Source organism: Zunongwangia sp. L-65, from assembly GCF_056859415.1.
In genome coordinates, this window is record NZ_JBSXOK010000069.1 from 109,197 (window position 1) to 125,199 (window position 16,003).

Consider the following 16,003-nt stretch of genomic DNA (forward strand, 5'->3'; position numbering starts at 1 on the left):
ATTTTAATAATAAGGATACATAAAAATATACACCAAAACCCCAGTTATCGCCACGTACAACCATATTGGAAAAGTCCATCTGGCCACTTTAGCATGTTTCGCATACTCACCAGTTAACCCACGATACATCGTAAATAAGACTAATGGAATGATGATTGCTGAAAGGGCGATATGTGAGATTAAAATAAAAAAGTAAACATATTTAAGCAATCCTATACCTTCATAATGTACTGGCTCATTACTTATTTTTGAAATTACATAGCTTACTAAAAATATTGAAGAAAGCACAAAAGCCGTAATCATTACATTTCTATGTAATTTATATTCCTTTATTCTCATAAAGAAAAATCCCATTAAAAGCAACACCGCTGTAGAACCATTAAGCACAGCATGGAATAAAGGAAAAGTACCCGCTTCTGCTCCTAATAGATTGTAGCGTTCTGGTAAATTCATTAAAATTAAAACTACAATCGGTACTAATACCGAAAGCGCTATAATCACCGGAATGGCGATTTTGTCTGTTTTTGTCAATGTTTTTTTCACAACAATGTTTTAATATCCTCAATCAACATATCAATTTGCGGCTCCTCTTCTCCCTCAGCTATCGATGCATTTCTTTTTACAAACCCTCTATAGTAAATCAATGGATTTCCGAAATTATCCTTTCGTGAACGAATATATCCCTCCTTATCAATTAAAGCAAACATACCAGAATGAACAAAACCGCCCTTCACATCAGGGTCTTCTCCTGCGTACGTTTGAAATCCTGCATTTGCCAATTGATAAATTTTTTCCTTTTCTCCGGTTAGCAAATGCCAGTTAGGATTTGTTATGCCGTATTGGTCGGCATATTCTGAAAGCACCTGTGGAGTATCGTGCTCTGGATCAATAGAAAAAGAAGCCACGCCAAATTCATTTTCGTAATCCTTTAATTCGTCCTGAACTTCAACCAAGTTTTCACTCATTACAGGGCAAATTGTCGGACAAGTAGTGAAAAAGAATTCTACCACATACACCTTACCCAGATAATCTTCATTACTAATAGTATCCCCATGTTGATCTATAAATTCGAAACTTGGTGCTTTTCTTTTTTCACCATTAAATTCAAGATAACCAACTTCCGGAGATTCCTTAGTAGGACGCTTTGTGCCTTCTTTATTTAGACGATCTCCTTCTACTATTTCTCCATTATTCATTTTATCTACAATTTTCGGAATTACAATAATTCCAAAAATAAGGATGATAATAGCTAGACCTATATATGAATATTTCTTCTTCATTATTATGAATTTCTAATCAATTATTTTTTCTTTCAGCATTATTCTTTTTCAAAGCCAGGCGATATTCAGCCAATATAACTTTTACGTCATCGTTCATCTTATTGGTCAATTCTGCTATATCTCTGGAATCATACCCATAAAGACTACCTTCATCGTCATCATCCCTACCTCGAAGGTTTCGGGACTTATCCACTATAAAAACATACGGAGAGTAACTATCTTCTGAAAGCTGATAGGGACTACTAAAACTATTAAATACCTTTTGAATTTGTTCTGGAGAGCCAAATATGAATTTCCATTCTTGAGCATTGGTAATCCCTTCAAACTCTTTTATAAAATCAGCAGCGCTCGCTTTGGCATTTTCAGGAAGAATAATAACAAACTGAAAATCATCAAATGCATAATATTTTTCAAGAATTTTTTTATCGAGATTAAAAGTATTTCCCTTTAAATCTTCTATTTTCTCTCCAAAAAAAGCGACTACACTAATATGATCCTCAAGAAATACAGGTTCGTCTTTATAAGTGGTAAGACCAGAAATTTCAGAAACATCTTCTGTTAAAATTGGTAGCCTGGCGAAATTATTTTTCCCCGATGCAAAAAAAAGGTAAGCAACGATCGGCAATGCAAATAGTACTGTGAGCACAAAAAATTTCTTCATAACACCGTTTCAGAAAAGGAGTACAAAAATAAAAAGACGGTTTAACAAAACCGCCTTTTCTTAATGTTTTAACTTTTGTAAGATTTAAAAATCCCAGGCGATATAGCCATTTTTATAAACCTCATAAATATAATCTCCTTCTGTTAATAAGATGAAGATTAGATAAATTGCAAGAAAAACTCCAGACCATACGACTGCTCTTCGAAGTCCTTTTGTTTCCTGCTCCATGTGCATAAATGCCCATGCAATATAATATGCTTTATATAAGGTAAGAATTATAAATATCCAGTTTAACAGGTGCATTCCTACCAAAGAAGTATTTGTAAGAAAAGTAGGTCTTATAATTCCTAAAACTACTTCTACAATGGTAACTACAGAAAGAATTGCAAAAACCTGCCAGATTCTTTTTGTATTTGATTCGTGGTGATGTGCTGTACTATCGTGTGCCATAATTTCTTCGATTCAAAATTTAAACAAGGTAAAAGAAGGTAAATACAAATACCCAAACTAAATCTACAAAGTGCCAGTATAAACCAACTTTTTCAACCATTTCATAGCTTCCTCTTCTCTCATAGGTTCCTAAAATAACGTTGAAGAAAATAATAATATTAATTAGAATTCCCGAAAAAACGTGGAAACCGTGGAAACCGGTAATAAAGAAAAAGAAATCTGCAAATAGTGGTGGCCCATATTCATTCTCAGTAAGGTTTGCTCCTTCTACTACGCCAATAGCATTATTGTCCAACCATTTTTGTGATTCCTCTCTAGAAAGTATTTTTTTAGCTCCTACTTCATCAAAATCTAATGTTCTTATAAAAAGATCATCGTTTGCCGCAAATCCTTGTTTAATACCTTCTAAGGTATATTCTGATACTGTCGAGCCGCTTTCAAACCAAATACCTGTGTTTTCTGTATGCGTAGTACGTTCAGTCCCCTCTGTAATAGCGATATCTTTTAGGGCTACCCGATGACCCTCACCATCTACAAACTGAAGAATGTTTCCTCCTTTTGTTTTTAATGCACCGTACTCCCCAGAGATAAAGTTACTCCACTCCCAGGCCTGAGAACCTAAGAAAATCAAACCACCAATAATCGTTAAAAACATATAAGTAGTTACTTTCCCCTGCTTCATCTGGTGACCGGCATCAACAGCCAATACCATTGTAACGGAAGAGAAAATAAGAATAAACGTCATCAATGCTACATAATACATTGGTGCGTCTACCCCATGAAGAAATGGAAAGTGATTAAAAACTTCATCAGCGATTGGCCAAGAATCCATAAATTTGAACCTTGAAAATCCATAAGCTGATAAAAATCCTGTAAATGTAAGTGCATCGGAAAGGATGAAAAACCACATCATCAACTTACCATAGCTGGCTCCAAGTGGCTGGTTACCACCGCCCCAAGTTTTACCTTCGGTGCCTGTTCTAACAACAGTAGCGTCCATAGAAGAAGTCATTTAATTTAAAGTGCAGCGCAAAAATACGCAATTTTATTATCTAAAGAAATATAAAAAGAAAAACAGGTAAACCCACAGTACATCAAGGAAGTGCCAAAAAGTCGCACCAAGCTCTAATCCAAGTGTTTGCCCCTTATAGTAACGTTGTTTAAAATGATTATAAATTAATACTAAAAGTACTATCAAACCCGCCGCCAGGTGGGCTAAGTGAGTTAAAACCAGTACATAAATGAAACTTGTAGTAATTGTACTTTCACTTCCTGTAAAATAATAACCCTCATTTACAATAGCTGCAAATCCCTGAAATTGAAAAAGCACAAACAAAAGTGCCAGTATTAAAGTCCCCAATAAAAAGGCAGTACCATTTTTTCTATTACCAGATATAATATTCTTTTTTGCAAAGAACATCGTAATACTACTGCAAAAAATCACTATAGTACTCCACATAAATGATTGTGGTAATTCAAATTCAGTAAGCCAGTCGGGCCGTGTTTTACTTACCACATAAGCACTGGTTAGACCGGCAAACATCATCCCCATACTAATAATCGCAAACCAGAGCATCATTTTTTTAGCTCGATTTCTTCTTTCCTGCTCGCTTCCTTTTGTTAAATCCATTCTCTAATAAATTTATCCAATACGTAAACTATTTGTAATAAAGTAATATATGACACACTGGCTAACATCAATTTTTTGGCTGCATCTGCTGTTTTTAGCTTAAAAAGACGGATCGCATAGTAAAGCATTCCCAAGCCCAATAGTAGGATAATGATTCCTGAAACCGGAGTTAAAAACAATCTTCCCGTAACCCCAAATACAGGTATTAAAGAAACTAATATTGTCCAGACCACATATAATACAATTTGTATGGCTGTTCCTTTATCTCTCTTCCCTGTAGGCAACATAAAAAAGCCTCCTTTCTTATAATCATCATACAACCACCAACCAATAGCCCAAAAATGAGGGAATTGCCAAAAGAACTGGATCATAAACAAGGTTCCCGGCTCAATACTAAATTCTCCTGATGCTGCTACCCACCCCAACATAAAAGGAATAGCTCCTGGAAAAGCCCCTACAAATACAGATAACGGAGTTTTTGTTTTTAACGGAGTATAGATACTCACGTAAAGAAAAATACTAATCGCCCCAAACATTGCTGTTTTGGGATTAATAATATAAAGCACCACTAACCCTAAAATCGTAAATACACTTGCAATAATAAAAGCTGTGGTGACCGACATTCTGCCTGATGGAACGGGACGGTTTTTGGTTCTATCCATCAGCGCATCCAAGTCTTTTTCGATAATTTGATTGTAGGCATTAGACGCTCCTACCATAAAATATCCTCCAATTGCCAAAAGAAGAACAACCACAAAATCTACGGTTTCTGCTCCCAAAAAGTAACCTGCAACAGACGAAAAAACCACACTTATGGCCAATCGCATCTTGGTTATTTCCTTAAAATCTGATAATAACGAAGGTGAAGAACTATGTACGCGCGCGCTACTCAAAATTATTTTTTATAATTGGCGCAAAGATACTCCTTAATTAGGTTTTGGCAAGGCCGCACAATTGTTAATTTTAAATCTATGTATATGCTTAGTAATCGTAGTACCAATTAAAAATATCTGTACGAATACCAAAGTTTAACCAGGAGGTGGAAATATCAAAATTATTCCTAGTATTTATATCGGTATTCATGTTACGATAAATAAAACTACCATAGAGCTTAAGATTAGTTTCCGGATTTATAATATAACCTGTTTCTAACTGCCCAAAGAAAGAGATCCCAGTATTGCCCTGCCCTATTTTCACGCCGTTATCAAACGGTCGGTCTTCATAATTACGATAAATATCTCCTCCATAAGAATAGAAGTCATTGTCATAATCAAAACCTCGTTTTCCGTAAATAACTTTAGCCATCCCATACCAGCGATCTTTTTTATATCTGGCAATAGCAATTAGTTCTCTAAAATTTGCTCCCCATAAATGTGCCAGGGACTGGTTATTATGTCCATAATTCAATACTTCTGTATTATGAGAATAGGTATAGGGACGCACCTGATTATATTCTAACTGAAGGAAAAGATTGGGAACTTTAAAAGCATCAAAATATTTTAAACCTAATTGATAACCTAATTTGTTTTTCCAACTTTTTTTACCCCCAAAAATATCGCTCGATGAAAACTCATCAATAATAACCTGAGTATAAGCGTTTAAATAATTACTCAACTTATACTTACCACTTAGTCCAATTAGAGCATTTCCCCCACGTGCACCCGTTGAAAATTCGATGGCCCGGTAAAAAATCACCGGATTTAAATAATTAATATCAAAACCTCTATTATTATCATTCTCCCAGATTACAGATTCAAAAAGACCTATATTAAGTCGTTTAGTCACATTTAAACTTAAATAATGATTTGCCATATACTTTGTACGATAACTACCATCTTGTGTGACGGCAGGCCTCACATCACGCATAGACATCCAGGTATTGGTATATTTTAATTTCCAAAATGTAGTATTTAGCTTAAAATAGGGATATGGCGAGGTCACATCACTCACCAATAAGGAACGATAACCATCCCCTATAAAGTTCTTTCCATGTCCAAACTGAACATTAAAATATTTTGAAGGACTATAAGATAGATATCCCTCGGCCACAGGGTAATCGTAGGCATCGTCTCCAAATGGCTTGGCTATACCTCGTCCTGGAATAATAGCTGGGTCTCCACCATCTGGCCTTATAGATGCTGCCCAATTATTGAAATATCCAGCAAATCTTCCCTGGTTCTCATAGACCACGGTATAAAAATTAAGGTGTTTACCTAATCCGCCCTGAAATATTGCTGCTCTGGTATTATTATAAGTGTAATCTGCGGAATTATCATTAAAGTCTTTTCCCAGTTGAAGATCCAAGGCAAAATCGAAAGTAAACCAATAATCCTCATTTTGAAATCTAAGCATATGCTCATTCCAGATTTTTCGTCCAACCAGAGTTTTTCGATCCTGATAAAGCTTTTCAACATCAGATTTTAGGTCGTAATATTTCGAAACATCTTTAAAAAGAAATGGTTTTGAAGCTGTATGGTTATTAGTTCCTATTTGATTTAACGCGGCATCAAACCTGGAATAATATTCATGTGACAAAGGTATATTTATATTGCTTTCATAACGAGGATTGGTAAAAAGATCAGAGCGAACAGCATCATATTCATTATTCGCTCTAACCAACTCGTTGGCCTGCAAATTATTAGATTTCTTTTCCTTAGGAGCTTCATCTATATCTGCAGGTAAAGACTCCAACTCCTGAATCTCGTTTCTTTTTAAAGGAATTTTTATAGGCAACCTAAATTGCATAGAAGTAGGCTGCGTATTATATTTTGCTGGTTCTATTACGGGAAGCAAACTGAATATTCTGGAAATTTCATCCTTTAACTCATCATAAGCCGCATTAATATACATCAGTCTAAAAACACCTTCTTTACTCACTTCAAAAACAACGGTGATTTCTCCCGTGTAATTATTACCAATTACCTTTGGAGGGGTTTCAAAATGATCTATGATAAACGTAACCAGGGCATTCTTAAAACAATTTTCTAAAGAATTGTATTTTACAGATTCACAATCAGGAAAAACAGGATAAACCTCTGCATTTTGTGCCTGTACTAGAAAAGAAGCTAATAAAATAACGGGAAGTAAAAAAAACTTCATATTAGAATTATAGATATTCGGCTAAAAAGATACATTTTTAAAATATATCCTAAAATAAAGAAATCCCGGTAAAAACCGGGATTTCAATAAATAATATAAGTAATATTTTTCCTTAATCTTGAATTTGGAAAGTAATCGGTAACGAATAAACAACACCTACCGGCTTACCTCTTTGCTTACCTGGTTGCATTTTAGGTAATTTATTTACTACTCTGGCAGCTTCCTGCTCTAACCTTGGGTGTGGAGCACGAGCTCTGACATCTGTAATCTTTCCTTGTTTATCGATCTTAAACTGTACAATTACACGAGTAATACCTGATAATCCAAGTTCAGATCCTAAATCTGTATCAAATTCCTTTTGTACAAATTTCATCACTTTTTCACTCATACAAGCTTTACGCTCTTCATTGTCTTTAAGATTTTCACATCCTGGGAAAATTGGCACGTCCTCGATAACTGCAAAAGGAACATCAGCTACCTCTTCTTCTTCTGGTGCTTCTACCACTTCTTCCACTTCAACGATGTCTTCAAGACTGGTTTCAGTAGATTCGATTTCATCTTCTTCTACTTCTTCCTCATCCTCCACAACTTCGATAACCTCTGGTGCCGGTGGTGGTGGCGGAGGTGGTGGTGGCGTGTTTTGCATTTCTGTAATTGGAATTTCTTCGTCTTCTAATTGATCCATCTGCACCATTCCAGTATCAATATCAGACTTCTCATAAGTCTTCCATTCAATAGCCTGCCAGGTAACAAAAAGAACCAATATAAGACCTAATTGAAGAAACAATACGCTTCTTTTCGATAAATCAGCTTTAGGATTTTTCTTAGGTTCCATAATGGTTAATGATTAATAAGGTTTGCTAAAATAAATATTTTTTCCAAAAAATTAAATAAATATCAGTTTTTAACCTTTTTAAGTGGCCTTTCCAAAGTTAAAAAAAGAATTGATGCTATTAAAACACCTGTTGAATTCGCAATCACATCTAACCAATCGGGCTGTCTGTAACTGGTAAGTGTACCCTGTAAAACCTCAATTAACATACCAAAAGCAATACATAAAACACTTATTTTTAAAATTGTAGCTTTATACGTATAGTTATTCTTAGCCTTAAGAAAAAAAGAAAATTTCCAAACTAAAAATAAAACAAAATAAGCTGAAGCATGCAAAAGTTTATCTCCTACACTCAAATCGCCCATTGTAATTTCAGGGGTTATTTTATATAGGGAGAAAAAAATGAGCGTAGCCGTATATAGACCTGCCAGAAAGAAGGCAAGTTTAACCACCGATGATTTCTTTATATTCTTGCGCGGTAAGCAGATCCTCTAACTCGGCAATTTCAGCATATTTAATCTTAATCATCCACCCATCAGTATAAGGTGCATTATTTACTTTTTCCGGCTCATCCTCTAGACTATCGTTAAACTCAACAATCTCGCCAGTTAATGGCAAATAAAGGTCTGAAACTGTTTTAACGGCTTCTACCGTACCAAAAACATCTTCTCGGTTTAGGGACTCATCTACAGACTCTACCTCTACGTAAACAATATCTCCTAACTCACCCTGTGCAAAATCTGTAATTCCTACAGTTGCAATGTCGCCATCGATTTTAACCCATTCGTGGTCTCTGGTGTACTTTAAATCCTCTGGAATATTCATAGTTATGTTTTATATAGCGACAAAGTTAATTTTTTCGGTTAATTGTTCAAATAGGGCGGCATTAATTTCCAAAATTATATCTCAAAGTAATTCCCGACCTTATTGTGGTTTGTGGAAACGCTGTGGAAACCGCATATTCAGAGAAGGTATGCTCATAATAGAACAATGCAGTTAGGTTCTTAGTAATGGCATAATCGGTCACAAAATTAATCGACCAGATATCCTGACCGGCAATAACCTGATTATTTGATAAATCCAGATACCTTACGATGGTTTTATTTTTACGGTAAGAAACATCAGCTTTAAAGTTAAGATCACTACTTAATACCCTGCGACGCCCACCTAAAGCGGTAATAATCTTCATATCTTTTAAACGATAGCCCATCCCTAAGGTGTATTGATTTCCACTAATTTCAGTAAGGATATTATTATCGAAACTAAGGGAAAGCTGCCTGTCTTTCTCCAATCTGCCTAAAAACTGAATATTATTTGTGGTCTCTAAATCTACCTGCAGCAAGGGTGTAAACAACTCTGACAACACGATATTCGAGAATAATGTTGGATTTTTGTAATCTCCAGCCTGGTTGGTTTCAAAAGGTTTTTCTGCATCATAATCCAAATTGGTTTGAAATTGGTTAATCGTATAATTAGACTGATAACCATGAGACAGTGAAACCCTCCTAAAATTACGTTTAAAAAACGCCAATCTCATCAATCCGGTATATTTTATATTCCAGTTTGGCAAAGGAATACTTCTAAATGCTCCTAACTTAACATTATCTACAGAAGTTCCCGTGTATGCAGCAAGGAAAGCCGGCAATAATACTGCCTGATTGGTTCTGCCCAATCCTACAGGATATCCGCTTTCATCTACATTATCCGGATCTAAACCACGTTCTACTGCTAACCTTCTCGCTATTTCAATTCGATTTGCCCGAAACTGTTCAAAGGTTGCCGAAGACTGCTCGTTACTTTGACTAAAAGCGGTTTTAAGCAGCACCGTAGAAATATTATAATTCCCAAAAGTATAAGGTGTTAAAGCTTGATATTGCAGGTTTTGAGGATCTACCTTAAAGTTTTCAGAATAAGTTTCAGAATATAATTTCCTTCCAATAATATCAATCGTCAGATCAGGAAGCAAATCTACAGAAGCCTGAGCATTTAATTCTTCATTTTTATTGGTGGTAAATTGCTGATTAAAATTTTGATATAAAGTTAACCATCCTCTCCTTGCAGCCTCATATCTAATTTCATCCTGCATTCCAAAAGTAAATCCTGCAGAAGGTTTTAAGGTTCCCATAAAGCCTATACTACGAGTATAACCTGGTAAAAAGGTTCCCTGGGTATTTCTATAGTTTACCTGAAGCCTTTTTACAGCGGTCACCACATCAATAAGTGTATTTACCGCTTTATTGCCGGAAGCGGTATTTCTATTACGTACTGGCTTAGCCTGTGTTTCTTCTCCTGAGGGCTGTAGTGTTGGCACTCCCATACTACGCTCTGCTATCGAAGTTGCTCTCTGATTATCTTTTTTTCTAATTCCTACATAAGTATACAGCTTTTGCAAATCCATATTGGCTGTAATTTGATGGGTATTCGAATTCTGAACAGAATTTCCAATATTTGGGATACCTTCAAGATTTTGATAAATTCTTGAACCTCGTTGCCACTGGAAATCCCCGGTATATGAATAAGAAGCTTTTAAAAATTCAAAAACCGGCAACTTATTTAATGGCAATTCATAATTTACCTGGATACTTTGATAATGATTATTGGGCTCGCCTACATTAAAATAGTCATCAAAAACGCCAATAGCATTATTCGCGTTTCCATCTTCATCGATATAATTTCTTACAATTCGATTATTTGAAGCATTAAAACTAAAATTCAAAGCACTGGTAAGATTATAGTTTATTCCATACTCCCAATCAAAAAGGAAATTTCTTTGATACAAAGTAGGAATTCCTATATCATTATCGCTCAATTCTAAGGACCTGAATTGTTGCTGAGTAAACTGCCTGAAATAATTTGCACTGGCATTGATATTGGAAGGCAATAAATTAAGGTTGAAATCTTTAATAATTGAGAAATACTGACTACTATCCAGAGCAGCTGTATTTTTAAACGGCTCTAATTTTTTAGGCGCGAAATTAAATTCATACGTTGCTCCTGTTCTTACATTTTGATCTAAGGATTCCTCGATTTCAAAATCACGATAATCCACCTGATTATAAGAACCTGAAAAAGCAAAGTTTTCAATATCATAAGGCTGTGGTTTTGCTTCGCCAGTTCTTTCCTTCCTTAACCCTATAAGATTTATACTTTCTCGTTTCGTATAGGTTTGTGATTGCTTTTTAACCCGGTCTCTCTCTTGTGGATCGGTAATACCGGCTAAACGCGTATCTAATTCGATATCTAAAAATTCCTGATCGTATTTTGGGGTAATTACTTCTTCGCCACGACTATAATTCACAGGAATTTTAAGCCCCCATTTTTGTGGAAGCAGTTGCCCCATATTAATATTGGTTACAAAATCATACTGTTCTGCATCCTCCCTGCTACGTTGATTTGGTCCCTGATCCAAAGTACCGAATCCTACAGTACTTTTTCTTCCTGTTGCAGAAAAAGTTGCGAAATCGGCTAAATTGGTATCTATGTTTAGGACGCCTGCCCATCCTCCCTCGTTATCAAGATCTGAAAGTCGAAGCTCATTAAACCAAACTTCCCCACAAACTTCCTGCAAACCAGCCCTGGGCATTCCGTTTTTAACCCCTAGCATAATCAGTCTAACATTTCCAAAACTTGGATTCCCCTTTACACCAATCCTTAATCTTCCAGGCTCATAGGCATCTTGAGGGTTACGCGGCTCCAAATTTTCGTCAAAGAAATTTAAACGAGTTGTATTATAGGACGGATCTCCTAAAACCGTTGTTTTCACCCGCTGAAGCAACTCTAGTGGCAAATTTAAACGGTTAAGCTCTGGCCAGATATCTGTGGGATTCACACTACCGGCAGCGGTGATAGAAAGCGGAATTTCAATCTGATAAAAGTTATCAGTAAAATCGGTCCCTATTCTTATAAAGGCAACCATATCGCCATCATCAGGATCGGCCTGTCCCTGAAACCCTTCAGCATGCAGAAACATTTCTAGATTTTTATACTGCCGCATATCTACCTGAAAATTTTTATACACTGCACGTGCATCCTGCGGCTCTAAGCCGCAAACACGCATCGCCAGAGATTGCTCGTTTTGCCTGATATTGGTGTTGTTTTGATATAATTCTTCCCTAATCACTCCCGGCGGAAGTACGTAAGGAATAGGCTCCCTGTTTTCGTTTTCTTCGATATTTACCGCAGTAACTTCAAAGAGTACATCAGAGCTTTCCGGCAAATTACTTTCTTCATCCAAATTACCATTATAGCGACGATAATCTCCCCTAACCAATTCCATCGTTCCAAACCTCAACAAGGTAGGATTCTGGAAGTCGGTTAAAAACATCCTCATAAAACGAATCGAACGATAATCCGCAATTCCACCAATAGCATCGGTAGGTTCAAAAATAGGCACTTTAAACTGCACCCAACGCACCCGCTGTGTTTGCCCATTTTTAAGGGTTACATTTAACTCTTTTGTATCTGAAACGTACTCGTTATTTTCGCTATTCATCCCTTCAAAAAACGGAACTTCATACTGAAAATAGCTATTAATCGTATTCATGGTATTATCCCGGTTCACATCCTCTGTGGTAGGCAGGGTTGTGTTTCCACGGTTATTGTTTCCCGAATTATCCGGGGAGTTCCCCTCTACTCCGTTATAATTTCTATAACGCTCTTTAATCCCCCCCTCGGCATTTAGAAAATACTCATAATTATCTGCAGAAGGATCAGGTAAATTCCCAAATTGCGGAAATTTCTGCGCCTCCTCAGCATCGTTTAGCCCATCGTAACCCACATCTTGATTAAGCCTGGCCTGCCCTTCTGAACTAAAAGCATACACCAATGATTGGTCTGTGGGTACTTTACCAAAAGCAGTCTCGGTAGTATTAAGATCAGATCCATCCTCCGGGAGTCCGTTTTCATATTGCTTTCTACCATCTTTGAGTACATCTTCGCTAATATTCCCTAAGTTAAAAACAATCTTTCCATCATTATTCACATTATTAGGATCATCCTGATAAATAAACGGATCCATCACCCAAAACTGAATATACTCTACATTAGACTGTTCAAAATTTGTCGTATTTATTCCACGCATCATCCCTCCAAAATTACCGGCAGGATTAGGTAAAGTATTACCGCCAGCTGCGGCAGAATTGTAATTATAAGGCCCTCGCTCCCCAGGGTAATAAGCTACATCCATGGTGTAAATTACCTGCGCCTGCCCCTGGATCACATCTACATTTGGAAAAATTTCGTCTACAGTCACTCTTCTTGCGGCATAACTGCTAAGATCTGAATCTGTTATCCCATCGGGACGGCTATTACTGTAAAAAACAGGGTCGATAGTATACCAGGCCAGCTTAGCCCTTCTATCCCCAACGCTTAAATCGCCGTTTGCCAGTTCTCCTCCAAAGCCAATAGGCACACTGGAAAGCTCCCAACTAAGCGGAGTACTAATATCTATCGAAGTTTGCGCAGATTCAAAATCATCGATATAAGAAGTTGCCTTTCCATCAAAATCATTTACTGCGGGTGCCCCGGGAATCAAATACGCAAATTCCCCCCTTACCGAAACATTTGATTTTACATCGGTATCCACATTAGGCAATTTATTAACCAGTCTGGTTAAAAAAGGCACCTCTTTTGTGTAATTAAAATTAAAACCTAAAATGGTATTATTTATAGGTTCATAACTATAATTTGCTTTTTGGGTAAGAGGGCGCTCTCTTAGATTTAGAAAAGTACCTGCTACAATTAGATCTTCATTAAACTGATGCTCTACATTAATCCCTGTAAAACGTTTAGATTGCTGCCCAAATAATGCATTACTTTCCGTATTCACCTGAATAGGGGTATCAGAAGCTAAAAGAGCTTCATCCAGGATCTGCACCCTACCTAAATCATAATTCACCACATAATCTACCCCTTCCTGAAGTGTTCTTCCTCCGGCCGTTACTGTAACCGATCCCTGCGGAACATTAAAACCGATAGGAATCCCTTCAAAATTGGATGATTTGTAGCGTCCTTTTAGTTGAAACTTATTTTTATCAGCATCTTCTTGCTCTGCCTGAGTTTTAGTGGTTCGATATAAGGATCGAAACACATATTTCTCCTGGTTGTCATTCCAGGTTGAAGGTTCAGAATAAATCTCCTGATTGTTATTAGGTGTATTATCTAATTTTTCAAACAAATATTCTCCAAAAGGCTCAACTGAAGTAAAGATAACCAGTCCGTTTTGTACATCGATTGTAAAACCAGGTACAAAATCAAAGAATCCGTCGCCTCCATTAATAGGATCATTATTATTATTCAGGTTATCCAGGTTAAAAACACGCAAAAGCGGAGTTTCCGCAACATCAGCGGGTAGGGGTAAGGAAGAATTTTCAGCGGGACGAATATAATTAAGCGGTTGGGGATCTGTATAAAGAATGTTCAATCTAAAATCATTAGGGTCTAAATCGTAAGCTCCTAAACTATAGATATTTTTCATCATTAAATCCCACACCGGCTCATTTACATTAGTAACAGTACTTTTAAGCATTTTAACCACCAGATTCTGACTTATCCTTGCATCAGTCTGTCCCTGTTGCTGCTGAAATTCATCTCCGGTAGCATTAACACCATCGTTTGCAAATTCACCAACCTGATACACCTGCCCATTTACCGTGTACTGAAATGCTACGGCAAGTACCTCATCATTGCTCAACCGTTGGTTAAGAGTAATATATCCCAGATCCTGGTTGAGTCTGTACTCATTTGGACTAAGCTGGCGTGCATTTTCCAGCTTTACATAATCAATACCCTCTGAAACGCGCACATTCCCAAATCCACTTTCTACAGTTGAGATATCTCGAATAGCGGGAGTTAAAATAGATTGTTCATTTCCTGTTATCCCTACCGGGTTAAAATCATTATTTTCGTTATCTGGGTAAGCTCCTGCAGGCTGATTAAAAAATCCAGGTGGCACATTATCCAACCCAATATTTCCTTCTACCGGACTTTCCCCAATATCCTGAATAGCGACAATATTTCTGGTATCGGTTAGATTTTGAACATTATTGGTCCTGTTAGTAATCCAAACCTGTATACGTTTAATCTGTATACCGCTTCTTACAAAAGGGTAATCGGCTATAAATTCGTTATAATTATCCCTAAAATAATGAGCTAAGAAAAAGTGACGATCCTGATCATAATCCAGTGCAAATTTTTCATAATCTTCTACCGCAGCACCTCCTTCTACATTTACAGTTCTACGCTCTGAATTTTGTTCTGAGAAAACTCCTGTAATTCTTGTTTTACCAAACTGAAGCTGTGTTTTAAATCCAAATAGGCTTTGTGCTCCCTGAATTAAAGTATTATTCAGCGGCATATTTACATTACCCACTTCTATTTTCTGTATAATGTCGTCTTCGCTGGGGGTATATTCTAATTTTAACTGATTTTGAAAATCAAAAGTAGATTCGGTATCATAATTGGCGGTAATTCCCAGACGTGTTCCTACCTGTCCCAATAAAGACAACTGAATTCTCTGATCAAAATCAAAAGTGAAATTAGAACGGTTTCTTGGGGAATAAGCCGGGTTATCCTGCTTGGTATATAAAATACCAAGATCCATAGCTACTGAACCTTGCGGAGCAATATCGATATTGGTTCCGCCAAAAATACTTTGAAAGAAATCTGAATTCACATAAAAATCCGGGAGCAAATCCTGTTGCAGAGCATCTGCATCATCGGATCTACCGGCAAGCGCCTGATTTTTTAATAAGAAATAGCGCTGCATTTCTTCTTTAACAACCAGCTCCTCATACTCTTTTGGAGAAAGAACTAAAGGAAGACCAATATTGGTCTCACCCAGACTCTTTTTATAGAAATATAAATCTAAGACAGGATCATATTCATATTTAGACTGTATGGAACCAGGATCGGGCATAGAAATCCTACCAAACGAAAAGGTTTGGGTCGTATCCTGCTCCTGCTGCGTTTCTTCTTCCTCTTCCTCCTGTGCAGATAAATTAAAAGAAATTAACAGCAACAGCACTAATGATGAAGGAAAACGCATCGATGTT

At 36.7% G+C, this 16,003-nt stretch carries 12 protein-coding genes; all 12 read right to left on the bottom strand.

What is annotated here, in order from left to right; all coding sequences use genetic code 11:
• Positions 1–3 precede the first annotated feature (3 nt).
• Entirely contained in the window at positions 4–543 is a 540-nt protein-coding gene (locus AC13DP_RS14340; RefSeq protein ID WP_041578621.1) for a DUF420 domain-containing protein, read from the bottom strand.
• Complete coding sequence (locus tag AC13DP_RS14345; RefSeq protein ID WP_013070110.1) at positions 540–1,280, bottom strand: SCO family protein; 741 nt, start codon at positions 1,278–1,280, stop codon at positions 540–542. Before AC13DP_RS14345 ends, AC13DP_RS14340 begins: the two co-directional genes overlap by 4 nt.
• Positions 1,281–1,296: 16 nt before the next feature.
• Positions 1,297–1,941: a hypothetical protein gene (locus tag AC13DP_RS14350; RefSeq protein WP_347406903.1), complete on the bottom strand. Its 645-nt coding sequence runs from the start codon at positions 1,939–1,941 to the stop codon at positions 1,297–1,299.
• A gap of 84 nt (positions 1,942–2,025) precedes the next feature.
• Complete coding sequence (locus tag AC13DP_RS14355) at positions 2,026–2,391, bottom strand: cytochrome C oxidase subunit IV family protein (RefSeq protein ID WP_013070108.1); 366 nt, start codon at positions 2,389–2,391, stop codon at positions 2,026–2,028.
• Positions 2,392–2,410: 19 nt separating this feature from the next.
• Positions 2,411–3,391: a cytochrome c oxidase subunit 3 gene (locus AC13DP_RS14360; protein ID WP_041579537.1), complete on the bottom strand. Its 981-nt coding sequence runs from the start codon at positions 3,389–3,391 to the stop codon at positions 2,411–2,413.
• Positions 3,392–3,439: 48 nt separating this feature from the next.
• A complete protein-coding gene (locus AC13DP_RS14365; protein WP_013070106.1) occupies positions 3,440–4,021 on the bottom strand; it encodes a cytochrome c oxidase subunit 3 in 582 nt (193 codons plus the stop codon).
• Entirely contained in the window at positions 4,012–4,914 is a 903-nt protein-coding gene (gene cyoE / locus AC13DP_RS14370; RefSeq protein ID WP_041578620.1) for a heme o synthase, read from the bottom strand. The genes AC13DP_RS14365 and cyoE overlap by 10 nt, the downstream gene beginning before the upstream one ends.
• A gap of 88 nt (positions 4,915–5,002) precedes the next feature.
• On the bottom strand, positions 5,003–7,120 hold the full coding sequence (locus AC13DP_RS14375) for a gliding motility protein RemB (RefSeq protein WP_273300180.1): 2,118 nt from the start codon (positions 7,118–7,120) through the stop codon (positions 5,003–5,005).
• A gap of 112 nt (positions 7,121–7,232) precedes the next feature.
• Complete coding sequence (locus AC13DP_RS14380; protein WP_228249595.1) at positions 7,233–7,955, bottom strand: energy transducer TonB; 723 nt, start codon at positions 7,953–7,955, stop codon at positions 7,233–7,235.
• Positions 7,956–8,017: 62 nt separating this feature from the next.
• Positions 8,018–8,404: a VanZ family protein gene (locus tag AC13DP_RS14385; protein ID WP_272957007.1), complete on the bottom strand. Its 387-nt coding sequence runs from the start codon at positions 8,402–8,404 to the stop codon at positions 8,018–8,020.
• Complete coding sequence (gene gcvH / locus AC13DP_RS14390; RefSeq protein ID WP_013070101.1) at positions 8,397–8,777, bottom strand: glycine cleavage system protein GcvH; 381 nt, start codon at positions 8,775–8,777, stop codon at positions 8,397–8,399. The genes AC13DP_RS14385 and gcvH overlap by 8 nt, the downstream gene beginning before the upstream one ends.
• 61 nt (positions 8,778–8,838) lie before the next feature.
• Positions 8,839–15,996 carry a T9SS outer membrane translocon Sov/SprA gene (gene sov, locus AC13DP_RS14395; RefSeq protein WP_272957029.1) on the bottom strand — a complete coding sequence of 2,386 codons (7,158 nt, stop codon included), beginning with the start codon at positions 15,994–15,996 and terminating at the stop codon, positions 8,839–8,841.
• Between the last annotated feature and the right edge of the window lie 7 nt (positions 15,997–16,003).